17 protein-coding genes are annotated in these 18,288 nt (G+C 57.7%); 11 read left to right on the forward strand and 6 right to left on the reverse strand.

Annotated features, from left to right (window positions below; all coding sequences use genetic code 11):
- Positions 1-25 precede the first annotated feature (25 nt).
- Both QZ268_RS15695 and QZ268_RS15700 read right to left on the reverse strand, forming a co-directional pair.
- A complete protein-coding gene (locus tag QZ268_RS15695) occupies positions 26-649 on the reverse strand; it encodes a MarC family protein (protein ID WP_295454515.1) in 624 nt (207 codons plus the stop codon).
- Positions 646-2,508: an ABC-F family ATP-binding cassette domain-containing protein gene (locus QZ268_RS15700; protein WP_295454516.1), complete on the reverse strand. Its 1,863-nt coding sequence runs from the start codon at positions 2,506-2,508 to the stop codon at positions 646-648. The genes QZ268_RS15695 and QZ268_RS15700 overlap by 4 nt, the downstream gene beginning before the upstream one ends.
- 270 nt (positions 2,509-2,778) lie before the next feature.
- Here QZ268_RS15700 and QZ268_RS15705 point away from each other — a divergent pair, with 270 nt between their 5' ends.
- Positions 2,779-3,981, forward strand: a complete 1,203-nt coding sequence (locus tag QZ268_RS15705; protein ID WP_295454518.1) for a multidrug effflux MFS transporter — start codon at positions 2,779-2,781, stop codon at positions 3,979-3,981.
- A gap of 124 nt (positions 3,982-4,105) precedes the next feature.
- A complete protein-coding gene (ndk, locus tag QZ268_RS15710) occupies positions 4,106-4,528 on the forward strand; it encodes a nucleoside-diphosphate kinase (protein WP_009812004.1) in 423 nt (140 codons plus the stop codon).
- A gap of 119 nt (positions 4,529-4,647) precedes the next feature.
- Here ndk and QZ268_RS15715 read toward each other — a convergent pair whose 3' ends face one another.
- On the reverse strand, positions 4,648-4,986 hold the full coding sequence (locus tag QZ268_RS15715; RefSeq protein ID WP_295454520.1) for a TfoX/Sxy family protein: 339 nt from the start codon (positions 4,984-4,986) through the stop codon (positions 4,648-4,650).
- A 161-nt stretch (positions 4,987-5,147) separates the two neighbouring features.
- On the opposite strand from QZ268_RS15715, the gene QZ268_RS15720 reads away from it, so the two are divergent.
- Entirely contained in the window at positions 5,148-6,365 is a 1,218-nt protein-coding gene (locus QZ268_RS15720) for a cytochrome P450 (protein WP_295454539.1), read from the forward strand.
- A 76-nt stretch (positions 6,366-6,441) separates the two neighbouring features.
- Here the strand turns inward: QZ268_RS15720 and QZ268_RS15725 are convergent, their stop codons facing one another.
- A complete protein-coding gene (locus QZ268_RS15725) occupies positions 6,442-7,056 on the reverse strand; it encodes a response regulator transcription factor (RefSeq protein ID WP_295454522.1) in 615 nt (204 codons plus the stop codon).
- 428 nt (positions 7,057-7,484) lie between these two features.
- On the opposite strand from QZ268_RS15725, the gene QZ268_RS15730 reads away from it, so the two are divergent.
- Entirely contained in the window at positions 7,485-8,048 is a 564-nt protein-coding gene (locus QZ268_RS15730; RefSeq protein ID WP_295454523.1) for a molybdopterin-dependent oxidoreductase, read from the forward strand.
- Positions 8,045-10,645: a PAS domain-containing hybrid sensor histidine kinase/response regulator gene (locus tag QZ268_RS15735; RefSeq protein ID WP_295454525.1), complete on the forward strand. Its 2,601-nt coding sequence runs from the start codon at positions 8,045-8,047 to the stop codon at positions 10,643-10,645. Before QZ268_RS15730 ends, QZ268_RS15735 begins: the two co-directional genes overlap by 4 nt.
- Positions 10,646-10,763: 118 nt before the next feature.
- On the opposite strand, the gene QZ268_RS15740 is transcribed toward QZ268_RS15735, so the two are convergent.
- Positions 10,764-11,420, reverse strand: coding sequence for a GntR family transcriptional regulator (locus tag QZ268_RS15740; protein ID WP_295454526.1), 657 nt, complete (start codon positions 11,418-11,420; stop codon positions 10,764-10,766).
- Positions 11,421-11,559: 139 nt separating this feature from the next.
- Between QZ268_RS15740 and dctP the strand changes: the two genes are divergently transcribed.
- The 5 genes from dctP to QZ268_RS15765 all read left to right on the forward strand — a co-directional run bounded on the left by dctP (position 11,560) and on the right by QZ268_RS15765 (position 17,260).
- The gene (gene dctP / locus QZ268_RS15745) at positions 11,560-12,546 is read left to right on the forward strand and encodes a TRAP transporter substrate-binding protein DctP (protein ID WP_295454528.1); all 987 of its coding nucleotides are present in this window, start codon (positions 11,560-11,562) and stop codon (positions 12,544-12,546) included.
- Positions 12,547-12,620: 74 nt separating this feature from the next.
- Positions 12,621-13,169 carry a TRAP transporter small permease gene (locus QZ268_RS15750; protein WP_295454530.1) on the forward strand — a complete coding sequence of 183 codons (549 nt, stop codon included), beginning with the start codon at positions 12,621-12,623 and terminating at the stop codon, positions 13,167-13,169.
- Entirely contained in the window at positions 13,169-14,485 is a 1,317-nt protein-coding gene (locus QZ268_RS15755) for a TRAP transporter large permease (protein WP_295454532.1), read from the forward strand. The genes QZ268_RS15750 and QZ268_RS15755 overlap by 1 nt, the downstream gene beginning before the upstream one ends.
- Positions 14,482-15,741, forward strand: coding sequence for a malonyl-CoA decarboxylase (locus tag QZ268_RS15760; RefSeq protein ID WP_295454534.1), 1,260 nt, complete (start codon positions 14,482-14,484; stop codon positions 15,739-15,741). The genes QZ268_RS15755 and QZ268_RS15760 overlap by 4 nt, the downstream gene beginning before the upstream one ends.
- A 4-nt stretch (positions 15,742-15,745) precedes the next feature.
- Positions 15,746-17,260, forward strand: a complete 1,515-nt coding sequence (locus QZ268_RS15765; protein WP_295454535.1) for a malonyl-CoA synthase — start codon at positions 15,746-15,748, stop codon at positions 17,258-17,260.
- A gap of 186 nt (positions 17,261-17,446) precedes the next feature.
- Here QZ268_RS15765 and QZ268_RS15770 read toward each other — a convergent pair whose 3' ends face one another.
- Entirely contained in the window at positions 17,447-17,908 is a 462-nt protein-coding gene (locus QZ268_RS15770; protein WP_295454537.1) for a hypothetical protein, read from the reverse strand.
- A 209-nt stretch (positions 17,909-18,117) separates the two neighbouring features.
- Here QZ268_RS15770 and QZ268_RS15775 point away from each other — a divergent pair.
- Positions 18,118-18,288: transposase (locus QZ268_RS15775; RefSeq protein WP_295454541.1), on the forward strand; the 171-nt coding region annotated here is incomplete at its 3' end.

Genomic DNA, 18,288 nt, shown 5'->3' on the forward strand with positions numbered 1-18,288 from the left:
TTCCTTTTGTGGCGCAAACGTCGGTCTAGCTGGCAAAGCCAAAATCACGCAGACCATCCAGCACAAACTGCACCGACAGGGCAGCGAGCAGCATCCCCAGCAGACGGGTCACCACATTGATGCCGGTCTTGCCAAGGGCACGCTCAAACAGGCCAGAGGCCAAAAACATGGTCAACATCACGGTCAGCACTGCAAAGACCACAGCCATCACCAGGGCAAAGCCTTCAAGCCCCGGTTTTTGCCCGGCCAGCAGGATCACCGTTGCGATGGATCCAGGGCCCGCGATTAGCGGGATCGACAGGGGGAAAACGGAGGGATCATCGGCCTCAACAGCCTCTTCTCCCTGATTTTCCCGCCGCTTGGTGCGGCGCTCGAACAACATGTCCAACGCGGTAAGAAACAGCAAAACGCCGCCAGCCACTCGGAATGCAGCCATGGAAATGCCTGCAAACCCCAAGACCGCCTCGCCAAAGGCGGTAAAGAGCGCCAGCAGGCACATCGCCGTCAGGGCGGCGCGCAGCGCAATGGAGCGCCGCTCGTGCGGGGTTGCCCCCTGGGTAAGTGCCAAAAAGATCGGTGTGAGCCCAATAGGATCAATGATCACAAAGAGCGTCACAAAAGAGGTGATCAAAAAGGCAGTGTCGATCATAGAGCCTCAGCTTTTTCAAGTTTTTCCAGGGCGCGCATCCATAGCAGCTCCGCCCGTTCCAGCGCGGTGATGACCTCGGCATGTTTACCCTGCCAAACCCGAGCCTCGTCTTTTTTCTCGGGTTCGTAAAGCTCTGGGTCTGCCAGCTTGGTATCCAGCTTGTCTTTCATCTGGGTCAGCTTGGTGACACGCTCTTCGGATTTGCGCGCTTCCTTGCGCAGCGCCAGGATTGCATCCCGCGAGGGGCGTGCTGGCTTTGGCTTTTCCTTCTTGACCGGCTTGTCTTTGGGGGCTGGTTTGTCTTTTTCCAGCAACAAGGACCGATAAGAGGCGAGATCGCCCTCATAGGGTTTCACTGTACCCTTTGACACCAGCCACAGCCGGTCTGCTACCAGGCTGAGCAGGTGCATATCGTGGCTGACCAGGATCACCGCACCAGTATAGGCGGTCAGGGCCTCAACCAGGGCCTCGCGGCTTTCGATGTCCAGGTGGTTGGTCGGCTCATCGAGGATCAAAAGATGTGGGGCATCCAATGTCGCCAACAGCAAGGACAGACGCGCCTTTTGCCCCCCAGACAGGCGGCCCACAGCGGTGTCAGCCTGATCGGCGCCCAGCCCGAATCCGGCCAGCCGCGCCCGCAGACGTGGTTGGCCCTCAGTGGGGCGCTCGCGGATCAGGTGCTGCAACGGTGTCTCATCAATATAGAGCTCATCCACCTGATGCTGAGCAAAAAAGCCGATGCGCAATTTGCTCGATTGCGCCATCTTGCCGCCCATAGGGGCCAGCCGCGCCGAGAGCATTTTGGACAGGGTGGATTTGCCCTCACCGTTCTTGCCCAGCAGGGCAATGCGGTCGTCCTGATCGATGCGCAGGTCCAGCTTGCTCAGGATCGCCTTGCCGTCATAGCCAACCGAGACGCCTTCGGTGGCAATAATGGGCGGCGACAGTTCTTCTGGCGTCGGGAAGGTGAAAACGGTGCGGGCGGCATCTTCGGGCGCGCGGATGGTTTCCATCTTTTCCAGCATTTTCACCCGGCTCTGCGCCTGTTTGGCCTTGCTGGCCTTGGCCTTGAAGCGATCAACAAAGCTCTGCAGGTGGGCGCGCCGTGCGTCTTGTTTCTTGGCCTGGGCGGCCTGATTGGCCCGGTTGGCGGCGCGCTGGCGGGCGAACTGGTCGTAGTTGCCGCCGTAATAGGTCAGTTGGCGATCCTCCAGATGCAGAATGCCGCCCACCGACCGGTTCAGCAGCTCACGGTCGTGGCTGATGATGATCACGGTATGGGGATATTTGACCAGATAGGCCTCAAGCCACAGCGCCCCCTCAAGGTCAAGGTAGTTGGTGGGTTCATCCAGCAGCAACAGATCAGGCTCGGAAAACAGCACCGCCGCCAGGGCGACCCGCATGCGCCAGCCGCCCGAAAAATCAGAGCAGGGCCGCTGCTGCGCCTCTTCGTCAAAACCCAGACCTTTGAGGATCGAGGCGGCGCGGGCCTCGGCGGACCAGGCATCAATATCTGCCAAACGGGTCTGCACCTCGGCAATGCGTGTCGGATCGGTGGCGGTCTCGGCCTCTGCCATCAGTGCGGCGCGTTCGGTAGCGGCTGCCAGCACGGTGTCGATCAGCGACACATTGGAAGAGGGCGCCTCTTGGGCGATGCCGCCAATCTGCGCCTTTGACGGCAGGGTTATGGCACCGGTTTCAAGCGCCAACTCGCCGCGAATAAGGCGAAACAGGGTTGTTTTGCCGGTGCCGTTGCGCCCCACAAGACCAACTTTATGGCCATTGGGAATGGTGGCACTGGCCTCTTCGAACAGAGGGCGGCCTTCAACCGAATAGGTGATATCGCGAATACTTAGCATGGGCTCATCCACTGTCGCAGTCACCGCGCCTTGTCAATGCGTATCCGTGCTGTTGTGGGCCATCTCAGCGGCGGCGATCTGGCGCCCACAGCAGATCAGACCTCTAAGCGCCCCGCGTCTCAAACACTCGTCGCCGGTATATGGGAGTGGGCAAGTGCGCTTTGTATCTGGTCTTTTACCCAGGAATGCTGGAAGTTTCGATGCAGACCATTTGCGCAGAAGCCGTTATTGGCTATTTCTCAGTCTAAACTACAGTATTCAGGTGATTTTATGCGGGCCGCAGAGAAAGATCCCCATCTCATAACATTGATTTTTGCCACCGCCCTGGCGGTATTGTCACTGAACATGTTTCTGCCCTCGCTGGCGCGGATCACTGAAGATTTTGACAGCAGCTACGGCGTGGTGAACCTGGCCCTGGCAGGTTATCTGGGCATCTCCGCGGTTCTGCAGCTGCTCATGGGGCCGCTGTCTGACCGTTTTGGGCGACGTCCCATTTTGCTGGGCTCGATGTTGATTTTTACGCTGGCCTCGATTGGCTGCGTGCTAGCACAATCTGTTTGGGTGTTCCTTGGGTTTCGCATGATACAGGGCGCGGTGGTTGCCGGGCAGGTTTTGTCACGCGCCACCATTCGCGATATGCATTCGACATCCGAGGCCGCCAGCAAGCTTGGCTATGTCACCATGGCCATGGCTTTGGCGCCGATGTTTGGACCGATGCTGGGCGGGGCATTGGACATGCTGTTTGGCTGGCGCTCCAGTTTTGTGCTTTATGCTATTTTGGGGTTTGGCGTGTTGGCGCTCAGCTGGTGCGATTGGGGGGAGACCAACCATCAGCGCTCTACCACCTTTGGCGCGCAGATGCGCAGCTACCCAGAGCTTTTGGCCTCGCGCCGCTTTTGGGGATATAGCTTCTGCCTCGCCTTCTCCATCGGTGGTTTTTACGCCTTTATCACCGGCGCCCCCCTGGTGGCAGCGGCCTGGTTTGATCTGAACCCGGCACAGTTGGGGCTGGGTATCGGTATCATCACCGGGGGCTTCATGGTCGGAAATTTTGCCACCGGCGCGTTGGCCAACCGGGTGCCGTTGATCACATTGGTGCTGGCGGGGCGGTTTGCAGCCGTAATCGGACCACTGATTGGCCTGGCCCTGTTTCTGACGGGGCTGGGGACGATCCCGGTGTTTTTTGGCGCCGCGATTGCGGTTGGATTTGGCAACGGGCTGACAGTGGCCAATGCCAGTGCCGGATTGATGTCGGTGCGGCCTCACCTGGCGGGCAGTGCCTCTGGCCTGTCGGGGGCCATTACGGTGGGGCTGGGGGCGGTGATGACAACCGTGACAGGCGTTCTGGTGACGCCGTCGAACGCGCCCTTCATGGTGCTGTCGATCATTTTACTGTCGAGTATCTGCGCTTTGGCCGCAGGGCTTTATGTGCGGCGGCTCGATATTCACGAGCCACTGGCCGAGGCCCCCTGAAATCCGTCTGCAATTTTGTGTTCGGCGTAACTCACCTCTTCCCATAGGTCCGCTGGCGTGTTAGGCGGCGCGCAATAATACGGCGCATATTTTTGCCGCCAATCTTTCAAATGGAGAACGCCCAATGGCTCTGCAACGCACTTTCTCGATCATCAAACCCGATGCCACTCGTCGCAACCTGACCGGTGCGATCAACGCCAAATTCGAAGAAGCTGGCCTGCGCATCGTTGCACAAAAGCGCATCCACCTGACCAAAGCTCAGGCTGGCAAGTTCTATGAAGTGCACGCTGAGCGTCCCTTCTACGACGAGCTGTGTGAATTCATGTCCTCCGAGCCAATCGTTTGCCAGGTTCTGGAAGGCGAAAACGCAATCGCGAAAAACCGCGAAATCATGGGCGCAACCAACCCAGCCGACGCCGCAGCCGGCACCATCCGCGCTGAGTTTGCTGAATCGGTTGGCGAAAACTCGGTTCACGGTTCCGACGCTCCTGAAACAGCAGCTGTTGAAATCGCTTACTTCTTCTCCGGTCTTGAGCTGGTTGGCTAAGCCACCTCTCTGATCAGAGAATGAGATTTTGGGGCCGCTGCGGAGAAATCCACGGCGGCCTTTTTCTATGAGAGTTGCGGCTGAGGGGGCTCCAGCGGCTGTGGCAGGGGGAGGCGGCGCTACCGGCGCGCTGATCTGTCGATAACGCCAATCTGGTCGAGAATCCTCTCAAACTCACCAAGATCTTTGTCATAGCTCTGGGTCTTGATGGCGTCGAACCGCTTGCGAAGGGCCTTCTTTTCCGCGCCTTTGCAATCATACCAGGGGCGTCCCTGCAGGGCCATGACCAGGACGTAATACGCGATGAAATGGGGTTTGCTGCCACTGGCCAGCAGGCGCCCATAGGCAACATCCGCCCCGAGGGCGCGCAACTCTTCTGCACTGTGAATACCCGCGCGTTTACAGGAGTCTTCGTAGGCGGGGCCAAGGTTGCGAATGGTGGAAATAGCGGTGGACATATGGCGAACATAGGCAGAATTTTTGCCCCTGTCACCCGTCCTTTTGCATCAAAGGGCAGGCGGCGCGCATGATCCCATGTTATTGACAGCATGGCGCTTTCATCGGATCCTGAGAGCAAATTTCAGGAGTAAATCATTTGTCAGCCCCCGCTGCATCGCCGATGGCAGATATTCAACATTTTGATTTAACCAACCCGCCCGCTGGGTTTGTTGAAGATCCCTTTCCCATTTATGACGCGCTGCTGTCGCAGGCCCCAGTATTGCCGCAGCCGGATGGGTCCTTTCTCATCAGTCGGTATGGGGATCTGGATCGTATCTACCGGGACACCGCGTTGTATTCTTCCGACAAAAAGGCGGTCTTTTCCCCCAAATTTGGCCCGGATTCGCCGCTGTTTGAACATCACACCACCTCGCTGGTGTTTTCGGATCCGCCGCTGCACACGCGGGTGCGCCGGATTATGAGTTCGGCGCTGACGCCGCGGGCGATTGCCCGCATGGAACCAGGATTGATCGCCACCGTTGATGATCTGCTGGACGGGCTTCAGGGGAAGTCTTCGGTGGATCTGATCGCGGATTTTGCCTCCTGTATTCCCATTCAGGTCATCGGCAACCTGCTGGATGTCCCGCTGGAGGAGCGCGGCCCCTTGCGGGACTGGTCGCTGGCAATCTTGGGGGCGCTGGAGCCGTCTTTGACCGAGGCGGAGCTGGCCTTGGGGCATCGGGCGGTCGAAGAGTTCAAGGCCTACCTGCAAGATCTTATTGCCCGGCGCAGGGCAGCGCCGGGGGATCCGGAAACCGATGTCCTGACCCGGCTCATTGGCGATGAAAAAAGCGAGGCCGTGGGCGAGCGGTTAAGCGAGATCGAGCTGATCCAAAACTGTATTTTCATTTTGAATGCGGGGCATGAGACTACCACAAACTTGATTGGCAACGCCCTGGCACTGCTGCATGATTTCCCGGAACAACGCATCCGGCTTCTGGCGCAGCCGGATCTGATCAAGACGACCATAGAGGAGGTGCTGCGCTTTCGCTCGCCCAATCAGCTGGGCAACCGCGAAACCACGGCCATGGTTGAAATCGGTGGTGTCGTCATTCCACGTGGCAGCAATCTGCATCTTCTCATTGGTGCGGCCAATCGCGACCCAGAGATCTTTGCCGATCCGCAGGCGTTTGACATTGGGCGTAAACCCAACCGTCACCTTGCCTTTGCTGGCGGTCCACATGTTTGTGTGGGGCTGACCCTGGCGCGGCTGGAAGGAAAAATTGCCCTCGAGCGGTTTTTGGCGCGCTTTCCCACCTATCAGATCCTAGCGGGGCGACGGGATGGTGGGCGTATGCGTTTTCGCGGCTACGCGGCCTTGCCTGCCAAGGTGTCGTAGGGCACCGGCGGAGGTGCTGTAAAACGGCTGCGACTGGTTTGGCTTCTTTGGGCCTGCGCGGGCTTTGGAAATGCGTTTAGTACAGGCCTGCTTCTTTAGCGATCATTGCAGCCTGGGTGCGGTTTTTTGCGTCCAGCTTGCGGCACAGCGTCCGGACATGCAGCTTGATCGTGACTTCCTGCAGATCAAGGTCACGGGCGATCTCTTTGTTGGATTGGCCTTTGCACAGCCCGGAGAGGACCTCATTTTCGCGCGGGCTGAGCTTTTCCGCCAGAGGATGTGCAGGGGCTGCGGGTTCTGGGCGCATCAGGTCTACGGGAACGTAGATCTCTCCTGCGGCCATAAAGCGGACCGCATTGAGCAGCGACTGGGCGCCCATGGTTTTGGGAATAAAGCCAATTGCCCCCAGTTTGAGCGCGTCCTGGGCGGTTTGCGCTGGGGCATTGCCGGACAGAATTGCAACGCCCTTGCCGCCATTGGCAGCGATCGCCTGGGTCAGCCCTGCAAGCCCATGCATGCCGGGCATTTGGTAATCCAACAAGACAAGATCAAAGGGGCCATCCCTGTTGATTTGGTCCAGAGCACCAGCCAGATCTGTCGCCAAAAACACGGCGGCATCGCCTTTGCTTTCGAGGTAGGCAGAGATGGTTTCACGGACCATATCGTGATCGTCTGCTAACAAAATACGCATGAAAACCTTAACCAAGTTCGAGTTGTCTTAGGTAAGCTTACAATTGGAAGTGTTTCAAATCCATCAAGATTTTGGATCAATTTGAGAGAAGATTTTCCAGCGCGTCGGCGGCGATGTTGTGAAGGAGCCTATTTTTCTGGCTGACGCCCCAAGGCCCAGAAGGAACGGTTCTTATAGATGAAAAAAGGCTCAATAATGCGGCGTTTGCCGGCTGCTCTTTTGCCCTGAATAGGGCCCTCAAGGGGCGGGATTCTAGACCCTTGGATATCCCACCTATACGGAAGGATAGGGCACTATCCGCAGGCGTAGATAGTCCCAAGGCGGAGATATGTTAGGCTTTTTTCAATCGCAGATAGCGTAGACAGCACAGAGGGTGCTGACTGTTGGGAAACCCCAGAACGCATTTTGTACCGGTATTGGAGAGATAGATGATGATAGGCGGTAAGAAGTTGTTGTCCCTGGCCTTTAGTGGGGCGCTTGCAGCACTTGTGGGCCTGTTTGGGGCTAGTACAGCCTTGGCAGGTACGGCAACCGAAGATGCGGCCCCAGCGCATCAGGGTGAGGTTTTGCTCACCGTTTCGATCGAAGGCGACGGGGCGCGGGAAGAGCACCTGACACTGCAAGACTTGCAGGCCTTTACCGCAGAGCACTTTGAAACCTCCACCATTTGGACAACTGGGCCGCAAAGCTTCACCGGTGTGCCCCTGGCCGATCTGCTGGCGCATTTCAATGTGACGGCGCAGACAGCGGGTGTCACCATCGAGGCGCGCGCCGTCAATGATTATATGGTTGAGGTGCCGCTGTCTGATGCAGTCGCTGGCGGGCCAATTGTTGCCTATCTGCGCAATGGCAAAACCATGTCGCTGCGGGGCAAGGGGCCGCTGTGGCTGATTTACCCCTATGACCAGAACCTGTCCTACCGCACCGAGGCGGTCTATTCGCGCAGCATTTGGCAACTGAGCCACCTGACATTGGGGCAAAAATCTGAATGACACAGACAGCCGGGCAGATCCGAAACCAAAAGAACGCTCGTCCCAAGGCCGCCTTCCCCAGGAAGGCGGCTGGAGCGTTCTCTTGGGGCAGGCTTGGCCCCGGAAACTGGCCGCGGGTGACAAAGATCCTGCTCCTCATGGCGCTGATGGTGCTGCCGCTGCTGACCCTGCAGTCGATGCGTCTTGGCCATGAGGTTGTGCAGCGCCTGGAGGGGCTGTCGACGGCGGCAACCGACAATATGCAGTGGGTCCTGTCCCAGGCCGAAGTCGACCATCTGAAGCTGCAAGCGGCCGTTGACGCGGCGGCAGAGCCCGGAGGTATCACCGCTCTGCGGCGTCAATTTGACGTCTATTACAGTCGCATAGCCACCTTTGTTGAAGGTCCGCTTTTTGCTGATCTGCGCAATTCGCCAGCAGGTGGTAAGCTGCTCGGTCGGTTGCAGGGACGCCTGGAGTCCCTTGTCGAGTTGATTGACGTGCCAGATCAGCAGCTGATGCAGAACCGCCATCTGATCGCGATGCACCTGCTACACAATGGCGATGACGTGCGCGAACTGGCGCTTTTTGGCGTGGTCATCCAGGTCGAAGATACCGAAAGCAAGCGTTTGCAGTTGTTTGCGATCATGTGGCGGTTGGCGGTGGTGCTTTTGGCCCTGATCATAGCGTTGGCGGTCACTGCCTTGCTGTCTGGGTGGATGTATCGCCGGGGGCGCAGACTGGCGGAAGAGCGCAGTAAGGCCTCGTCTCGTATGGAGGCGATGATTTCGTCTTCGCTTGATGCCATTTTGATGATTGACCAAGAGAGCCGCATCCTTGCCTTTAACGGTGCCGCCGAAGCGATTTTTGGCTACCGGCGCGAGGAGGTCATGGGGGCGAAAATGGATGAGTTGATCATTCCTCCACATCTGCGCGAGGTCCATCGCGTGGGAATGAAACGTTTGGAAAAAAAACTCAGTCCCCGGGTGGCGGGTCGGGGGCGGGTCCAGCTGCAGGCGCAAAGAAAGTCAGGCGAGATCTTCCCGATGGAGATGTCGCTTTCCGTCAGTCGCAGTGAAACCGACCAAGCCTATGTTGGCTATATTCGTGATATTTCCGATCGCATTGCCGTAGAGGAAGAGCTGCGCCGGGCCCGTGATGATGCCTTGGCGGGAGAGCGTGCCAAGGCCAATTTGCTAACGGTGATGAGCCATGAAATGCGCACGCCCCTGACCGGGATCCTGAGTTCCATTGAACTGCTGAAGCAAATGGGGCCAGACAGCGAGCAACGCCGTTACCTGGATGCGATGTTGGTGTCCGGCGAGTTGCTGCTTCATCACGTCAATGATGTCTTGCAGTTGTCGAGCCTGGAAGCCGGTATCGAAACGGAGACTGAAAGCGTCTTTAATCTGCGCGAATTGGTGGAAGGTCTGGTGGAAAGTCAAAAGGCCCCAGCGCGTTCAAATGGCAATGATTTGACCCTGAGCTATGGCATCGACGACGGGGCGGAAATGGTGACCGGGCGGCCGCGGGCGCTGCAACAGGCTCTGCTTAATCTGATTGGCAATGCGATCAAATTCACGCGTGATGGTGGGGTTATGATTGATGTCCATCCCAACGCCACAGCAGGCCAGATCGAGTTTCACGTTGCTGATACCGGCGAGGGCATTGCCAAGAATAACCTCAACCGGATTTTTGAAGACTTTATCACCTTGGATTCCAGTTATCAGCGTAGCAGCGAAGGCACTGGCCTGGGCTTGGCAATCACCCGCCGTATCGTCGAGGCAATGGGGGGGACCATCACCTGTGAAAGCGAATTGGGCGAGGGCAGTTTGTTCTCTCTCGTCCTGCCGCTGCCCACAGCCCAGTCGCTGCCCGTCGCCGATCCCGCCATCGAACAGGCCCAGGAGCATTCTGCCAAGATCTTGGTGGTGGAAGACAATGACATCAATCGCGAGCTGTTTCAGCGGATGCTTGAGAAACAGGGGCATCAGGTCACGGTCGCGTCAGGCGGGGCTGCTGCGGTAGAAACATGTCGGCAGCAGCGGTTTGACCTTGTTTTGATGGATATCAGTATGCCCGAGGTGGATGGCATCGAAGCAATCCGCCGGATACGCGGTGAAAACCTTGCTCAGGATGTGGAGATTGTCGCCCTGACCGCCCATACGGCCCCGGAAGACCATGCGCGCATTCTCAAGGCGGGCTTTGCCGAAGTGGCGACAAAACCGGTCAGCAATAAGGACCTTTCAGTTCTGGTTGCGCGATATACAGCTCCGGCCCAAGCTGGCGAAGCCGATCAAGACCAATCCGATATCGCGCAATTCTTTGACGCCCTTGGGGCTGAGCGGGCAACGGGTTTTCTGAATACCTTTATCGCAGAGGTCGACAGCTTTTTGGATGTGCTGGCTGGCGTGTCTCAACTGCTTGATACCCATCGCAAAGAGGCCCATCGCCTGGCTGGATCTGCAGCGGTTCTAGGTCAGCTGGATCTGCGTGGTGCTCTGATTGAAATTGAGGTGCAGCAAACCGATCAAAAACCGCCGCTGGCCAAGCTGCAGGAGACCTGGGGCAGGGTGAAAACCGGCCTGCAAGGCCATCTTACCCAATTTGAACAGGTTTGAGCCGCTGCGATGCAGCGTGAAAACCTGTTCTTTGCTGTTGGTCTGGTCGGTAGGGAAAAAATGTTGCTGTAAAGAATGAAGGAGGGCCGGGCACCAGGATGGGGCGCTCCCCAAGCCGTCATGGGGCGGCGTTTTTGAGGGTTGCCATCAGACTGTGAAATTTCTCTCCCTGGATCGCCACATGACCACGCAGCGCGTCAGCTGCTGCCTCAGAGTCGCCCTGTTCCAAGGCTTCCAGGATGATCTTATGCTCGCTCATGGATTGCACCATGCGGCCGCGTAGTCTCAGCTGTTGACGCCGGAAGGGCTGGAGGCGTCGATGCAGAAGTCCAGTCTCTGATTCCAGGAAGCCGTTGCCTGACTCCCGGTATATAATTTTATGGAATCGCTCGTTCTCGCTGTAGTAGGTGTCGGGGTCTTGTGCCTCAACGGCCGCTTGGCACCTGTCATTTGCATCATGCAAATCTGCCAGAGCTTCGTCAGAAATGCGTTTGGCGGCAAGACGCCCACAGACAGCTTCGACTTCCGCCATGACTTCAAACATTTCCAAGAGTTCAACCGGGCCAGGCTGACGAACGAAAGCGCCGCGCCGGGGAACCAATTCTACCAACCCAGAGCGTGCAAGCCGTTGTAATGCTTCCCTCAAAGGTGTTCTGGACACGCCGAACTGTTCGGCAATACGAACTTCGTCCAGCCGATCTCCGTCCGTATAGGTTCCATCAAAAATGCGCTCTTCGAGCTGCTCTGCGATGATATCGGCACGACGTTTTTCCATATAATTGCATTACCAAACATGAAATTGAAGCTCAAGATTGTTGTTATTGTATACAAGATACTTGACTTAAAAAACACACCCCACCTATCGTTAGGGCCAACCTGGTGTATTCCGGGTTGGATTCTTGGAGGAGGATAACATGAAACCCATTCTGAACACCGCTGTCGCCGCCCTGGCGCTTGCTTCCATGGGCACATTGGCAGGAGCAACTGAGCTTCGCCTGTCGCACCAATGGTCAAGCAAAGACATCCGTCATCAGGTCGCGCAGATCGTTGCCGACGAAGTCGCGGCAGCCGGGGTCGATCTCGAAATCAAAATCTTCGGGTCTAAGTCGCTGTTCAAGCCGCGCGAGCAGTACAAGCCGCTCAGCCGAGGCCAGTTGGACATGACAGTTCTGCCGCTGTCCTACGCCGGTGGTCAACAGCCCGCCTACAATTTGACCCTGATGCCCGGCCTGGTGAAAAACCATGATCACGCAGCGCGCTTGTCGCATTCTCCCTTTATGGAAGCGTTGGAAGCCAAGATGGCGGAAGATGACGTGATGGTTTTGGTTCACGGTTATCTGGCAGGTGGCTTTGCCGGCAAGGACAAGTGCATCACCAAACCCGAAGACGTCAAAGGCCTGCAGACCCGCGCGGCTGGCAAGTCGTTTGAACAAATGTTAGCCGGTGCCGATGCATCCATCGCGTCGATGGCGTCGTCCGAGATCTACAATGCGATGCAGACGGGTGTTCTGCAGGCTGCAAACACCTCTTCGTCGTCTTTCGTCAGCTACCGCATCTACGAGCAGGTCAGCTGTTACACGCCGGCGGGCGATGTGGCGCTTTGGTTCATGTATCAGCCACTCTTGATGAACAAGCGCACGTTTGATGGCCTGAGCGAAGCGCAACAAAACGCGCTGATCGCCGCCGCCGAAAAGGCTGAGGCCTTCTATATGGAAGAGGCCAAGAGCCAGGATGCTGCCTCGGCCAAGGTCTTCCGTGAGGCCGGCGTCGAGATTGCCGAGATGAGTGTCGAGGATTTTGATGCCTGGCGTGCGCTGGCGATGGAAACCTCCTACGCAAAATTTGTCGAAGAAGTCGCGGATGGGCAGGCATTGCTCGACCTGGCACTGGCTGTCGAATGACCGCCACTCGGGGTGGATGAAAATCCGCCCCGCTTTTCATTTATTTACCGTTCCAATAACATCAGGAGGTGCACATGGCTGGTCATGGCTCCGCCGTTGCTTCCCATACGGGGAACAATCTTTTCCTTCGCGTCGTCGCGGCGCTTTCAACATTGGCTGGCTGGTGTTCGGCGGGCATGATTGTCTCTGCCGTCGCCATCACCTGCCAAATGATCATCGTGCGCTTTGTTCTGAACGGGTCGACCATATGGCAAACCGAAGCCGTTATTTATCTGGTCATAGCCGCAACATTGGTCGGTTTGCCCTATGTGCAGCGGTTGCGCGGACACGTGAATGTCGACCTTATTCCGCTCGCGCTGCCGCCGCGCCCACGGTTTTTCATGGCCATTCTCACGTCGGTCCTGTCGATCAGCATCGTCTCGATCATGCTGTTTTACGGCTATGATTACTGGCATTTTGCCTGGGACCGCGGCTGGCGTTCCGACACTGTCTGGGGGGTGCGCCTGTGGATCCCCTACCTGGCGCTGCCAGTGGGCTTTGGCCTGCTGCTTTTGCAATTGATCGCTGACCTGGTGGCGGTTTTGACCGGCGTCGACAAACCCTTTGGACTGGAGGACACCTAATGGATCCGCTTTTGCTTGGGGCAATCGTGGCGATTGTCACCATCCTCGTACTTTTCTCTGGCGTTTCCGTGGCCATTGGCCTGCTGATCGTCTCCGCTGGTTTCCTGCTGGTTTTTGATGGCGCGCGCTCTCTCGAACTGATGCCCGAACTGTTGTTTGGCAAACTTGACAACTTTGCGCTCCTGTCGATCCCCATGTTCATCATCATGGGGGCGTCCATCGCATCGACCCGGGCAGGGGCCGATCTGTACGAAGCACTGGAGCGCTGGCTGACCCGTGTCCCCGGCGGCCTGGTTGTATCGAACCTGGGGGCCTGTGCGTTGTTTGCTGCCATGTCTGGCTCTTCGCCTGCGACCTGTGCCGCTATCGGCAAGATGGGCATCCCGGAAATGCGCAAGCGCGGCTATCCTGATGGCGTCGCGGCAGGCTCGATCGCAGCGGGCGGTACGCTGGGCATTCTCATCCCCCCTTCGGTCACGATGATTGTCTACGGCATTGCCACCGAAACCTCGATTGGCCGCCTGTTCCTGGCCGGTGTGATCCCCGGTCTGTTGCTGGTGACCTTGTTCATGGCCTGGTCGCTTTACTCCACCTGGAAATCCGGCGAGGCATCGCGCCTGGGCGCAGGCAGCTACACCTGGGCCGAACGGTTCGAAATCCTGCCCCGTGTTCTGCCGTTCCTCGGCATCATTATCGGCGTGCTCTATGCCATGTATGGCGGCATCGCCACGCCATCGGAAACCGCCGCCGTTGGCGCGCTGCTTTGCCTGCTGATCGCCATGATCATCTATAAGCTCTGGAACCCCAAAGATCTTTGGGTTGTGCTGCGGGACAGCACCAAGGAAAGCGTGATGATCCTCTTTATCATCGCGGCTGCTGGTGTGTTCTCCTACATGCTCAGCTCACTTTTCATCACCCAGTCGATCGCCGAATGGATCGGCACACTGGATGTGAACCGCTGGGTTCTGATGGGGGTTGTGAATGTATTCCTGCTGATTGCTGGCTTCTTCCTGCCCCCGGTTGCTGTCATTCTGATGGCTGCCCCAATCCTGCTGCCGATTATTGACACCGCAGGTTTTGACCCGATCTGGTTTGCGGTTGTGCTGACGATCAACATGGAAATCGGCCTGATCTCGCCGCCGGTTGGTCTGAACCTTTATGTGATCAATGGCATTGCACCTGATATCTCGCTTAAGACCATTCTGACCGGTTCGCTGCCTTTTGTGGCCTGTATGGTCCTGGCAATCATCCTGCTGTGCCTGTTCCCAGGTCTCGCGACCTGGCTGCCGAACGTCGTCATGGGGGTTGCACTATGAGCCTTCTTGCCGATCTTCTGTCCACGGTCTTTGAGCGGCGTTATCGCCGCGAAGCGCCGGGGGCAACCGAGGACGGTCGCCCGCTGACCGAAATGGCCACTGCGCTGGTTGGATCTGCGGGCGAGACCTCGGGGCTGGCACTGGCCCGGGAAATTCTGTCGCGGTTTGCCGAGCTGGAGGACGCGGACAAGCTCGCGTTCTTTCAGGATATCGCATCCACGATGAATATTGACCCGGAAGCGGTCCGCACCACGCTCGACGACTACGAGCGAAGCCCATCAAAGGCCAGCTATCAGGCCTTTGCCGACGCTGCCGAACCTGCCCGCCAGGAATTTGTCCGCCGCCTGAACCGGGTGCCGGGGGCCACTGGGGCGCTAGTGAAGATGCGCGCCGATCTGTTGCGGCTGGGGGGCAAACAGCCGGAACTGCAGGCGCTGGATCTGGATTTTCGCCATCTCTTTGCCTCCTGGTTCAATCGCGGGTTCCTTGTCTTGCGCCCGATCAGCTGGGAAAGCCCTGCCCATATCCTGCAAAAGATCATTGCCTATGAAGCGGTGCACGCCATCCACAGCTGGGACGATCTGCGCCGTCGCCTGGAACCAACGGATCGTCGCTGTTTTGCGTTCTTCCACCCGTCGATGCCCGATGAGCCGCTGATTTTTGTCGAGGTCGCCCTGACCAAGGGCACTCCCGGGTCGGTGCAGGCACTTTTGGTTGAAGACCGAACTGCATTGCCTGCGGAAGAGGCGGACACTGCCGTGTTCTACTCGATCTCCAACTGCCAGGCCGGGCTCGCCAGTATTTCCTTTGGAAATTCGCTGATCAAACAGGTCGCAGCAGACTTGTCGGCGGAACTGTCCGGTCTTGACACCTTTGTCACCCTGTCGCCCATTCCCGGCCTGACCAAATGGCTGACACAGGTGGGGCTGACCTGGACCACCGATGATCCGGAAAACATGCAGGCGTTGGCCGCGCACTACCTGTTGAACGCAAAATCCAGTGGCGGGCTGCCGTTTGATCCGGTGGCTCGGTTCCATCTTGGCAACGGGGCGATTGTTCACGCGGTGCATGCCGATGGCGATATTTCGGACAAAGGCCGGGCTCAGTCGGGCGGCACAATGGTGAACTATCTCTACGACCTGGCTCGGGTCGCGCAGAACCATGAAAACTTTGCCAACACACGCGAAGTCGTAGCAACGGCCGAGGTCCAAGCTTTGGCCGGACCAGTCGCACTTCCCAAGACCGAAGAAAGGTAACCCCATGGCAAATCCTCTCTATGACGGTCTTTTCGGTATCCACGCCGGAAAGACCACGCCCTTCCTGCGTCTGCTCGACGGTCAGGTGATCACCCACCAGTACTTCCTTGCGACCAGCGCTCAGATTGCCAATGTGACAGCTCAAATTGGGCTGAAGCCCGGAGACCGGGTCGCCGTTCAGGTCGAGAAATCCCCGCAAGCACTGGCGCTATATGCCGCTTGTGCACAGGCAGGGCTGGTCTTTCTGCCACTCAACACGGCGTATACGGTCGATGAACTCAGCTACTTCATCGAAAACAGCGGTGCGGCGCTGATTGTCTGCGACGGTAGAAACGAAGACCAGTTGGGTGTGGTGGCCGAGCGGCTCAGTGCGCAGATCGAAACCCTCAATGCCGATGGCGGCGGAACCCTGATGGCGCAGGCGCAGGTCATGCCGATGAGTTTTGCCCCCGTTGAGCGCACCGGGGATGACTTGGCAGCCTTCCTCTACACCTCCGGTACGACCGGTCGTTCCAAGGGCGCAATGCTGACACAGGACAATCTGCTTTCGAATGCCCGCACCCTGGTCAGCGAGTGGCGTTTCACCTCGGATGATGTCCTCTTGCATGCTCTACCGATTTTTCACACGCACGGGCTGTTTGTGGCCACCAATGTCACGCTCGCTGCGGGCAGCAGTATGGTTTTCATGCCGAAGTTCGATCTGGACCAGATCATTGCAAGCATGCCTGAGGCCACCACCATGATGGGGGTTCCTACCTTCTACACGCGTCTGTTGGACGATGAGCGCTTCACAAAAGACCTGGCGGCGCATATGCGCCTGTTCGTGTCCGGCTCGGCGCCGCTTTTGGCCGAAACCCATTCCCAGTTCGAAGAGCGCACAGGCCACCGGATCCTAGAGCGCTACGGCATGACCGAAACAAACATGAATACCTCCAACCCCTATGACGGCGAACGCCGCGCGGGGACAGTGGGCTTTCCCTTGCCTGGGGTTGAGCTCAAGATTACCAACCCTGACACTGGTGCCTCCCTTGCAACAGGCGAGGTGGGCCAGATCGAAGTGCGTGGGCCGAATATCTTTAAAGGCTACTGGCAGATGCCGGAAAAGACGGCTGCGGAACTGCGCCAAGACGGCTTCTTCCTCACCGGGGACTTGGGCAAGATAGACGACGATGGCTATGTCCACATTGTTGGTCGCAACAAGGATTTGATCATCTCGGGGGGGTACAACATCTACCCCAAGGAAATTGAACTGGTTCTGGACGACCAGCCTGGCGTTCTAGAAAGCGCGGTGGTTGGCGTGCCCCATCCTGATTTTGGTGAAACAGTGTTGGGGGTGATCGTCCCAGAAAAAGGCGCCACGCCGGATACGGATGCAATGATGGAGGCCGTGCATCACTCTCTGGCCCGGTTCAAACACCCCCGCAAACTGGTCGTTCTTGCAGAATTGCCGCGCAACACGATGGGCAAGGTTCAAAAGAACATCCTGCGGGAGCAGTTCCAGGATATGTTCGCTTTCTGACGACCTTCGCTGGCGGGCGCGTGTCTCCCCTGACGCCCGCCCGCAACCCCGTGGCCATTGACGTTACCCTCATGAGCCAGCCCTTCACAGGCTTCCGCCACCGCAGGTACAAGGGGAACCGTCAGCGTATCGTGGTCACAAGCTCGGCCACCGTTTGGCATCGGAGTTGCTCGCGCAGAAGCCATCCTATTGTGCGATGCCGAATTTCAGTCGGGTTGCCCCGGCGCCGATTTCCCTGAAGAGACCCCGCCCGGCGGCGCTCAGTGGGTTCGGTAACTCCATCACACACCATCGCGAGGGATCGAACACGAAGGGAACATACAGAATGCGATACTTCCGGGTGGCATCCAACAGGGCGCCTACGTCCGCCTTGGCGAGATGCTCGAGTTCCAGGACCCATTCCTCCTGGAACTCGAGGAAGTCTAAGTCACGCATCGAGACGTAGCTGTCGAGCGATCGTCCGGCTTCGAAGTCGGACCAGAAGTGCCGTCGGATGCGCTCGAGTGCCTTGCTGGACAGCTCTTTTTTCCAGGTGTCGAACAGGCGCCTGAGTTCGTCCGCGTTGCTCAGCACGGGTCGGCCGAGCTTGACGAGTATCGGCAGGCCGACTTCGGCACTGCTATCCGTCCTCAAGATGTCCACTATCAATGGTGGACACTTATCAACTCACTCTATGGCGCGTCAGAGCAGCCAAGCCGGACGCTAACGGCGCAAGTTTTGCCAGACGAATCTTTCTGGCAGAATAATCGTCATAGAAGCTATCGCGTCCTCAGAGGGATGCTTACCCGACCGAGTGACCTGAGCCCCTGAATTTCCTCCATTTTTGTGTAGAGTCCGCCCAACCGAAAGGCGGACAAATGAAGACGAGATTCACGGACGAACAGATCATCCAAATGATCAAGGAGCAGGAAGCTGGCGAGAAGACGGCTGACGTTTGCAGGCGCTATGGGATCAGCCAAGGCACCTTCTACAAATACAAGAGTAAGTATGGCGGGATGGAACCGTCGGATGCCAAGAAGCTGCGGGCA

Origin of the sequence: uncultured Pseudophaeobacter sp., from assembly GCA_905479575.1 — a bacterium.
Lineage (GTDB): Bacteria > Pseudomonadota > Alphaproteobacteria > Rhodobacterales > Rhodobacteraceae > Pseudophaeobacter.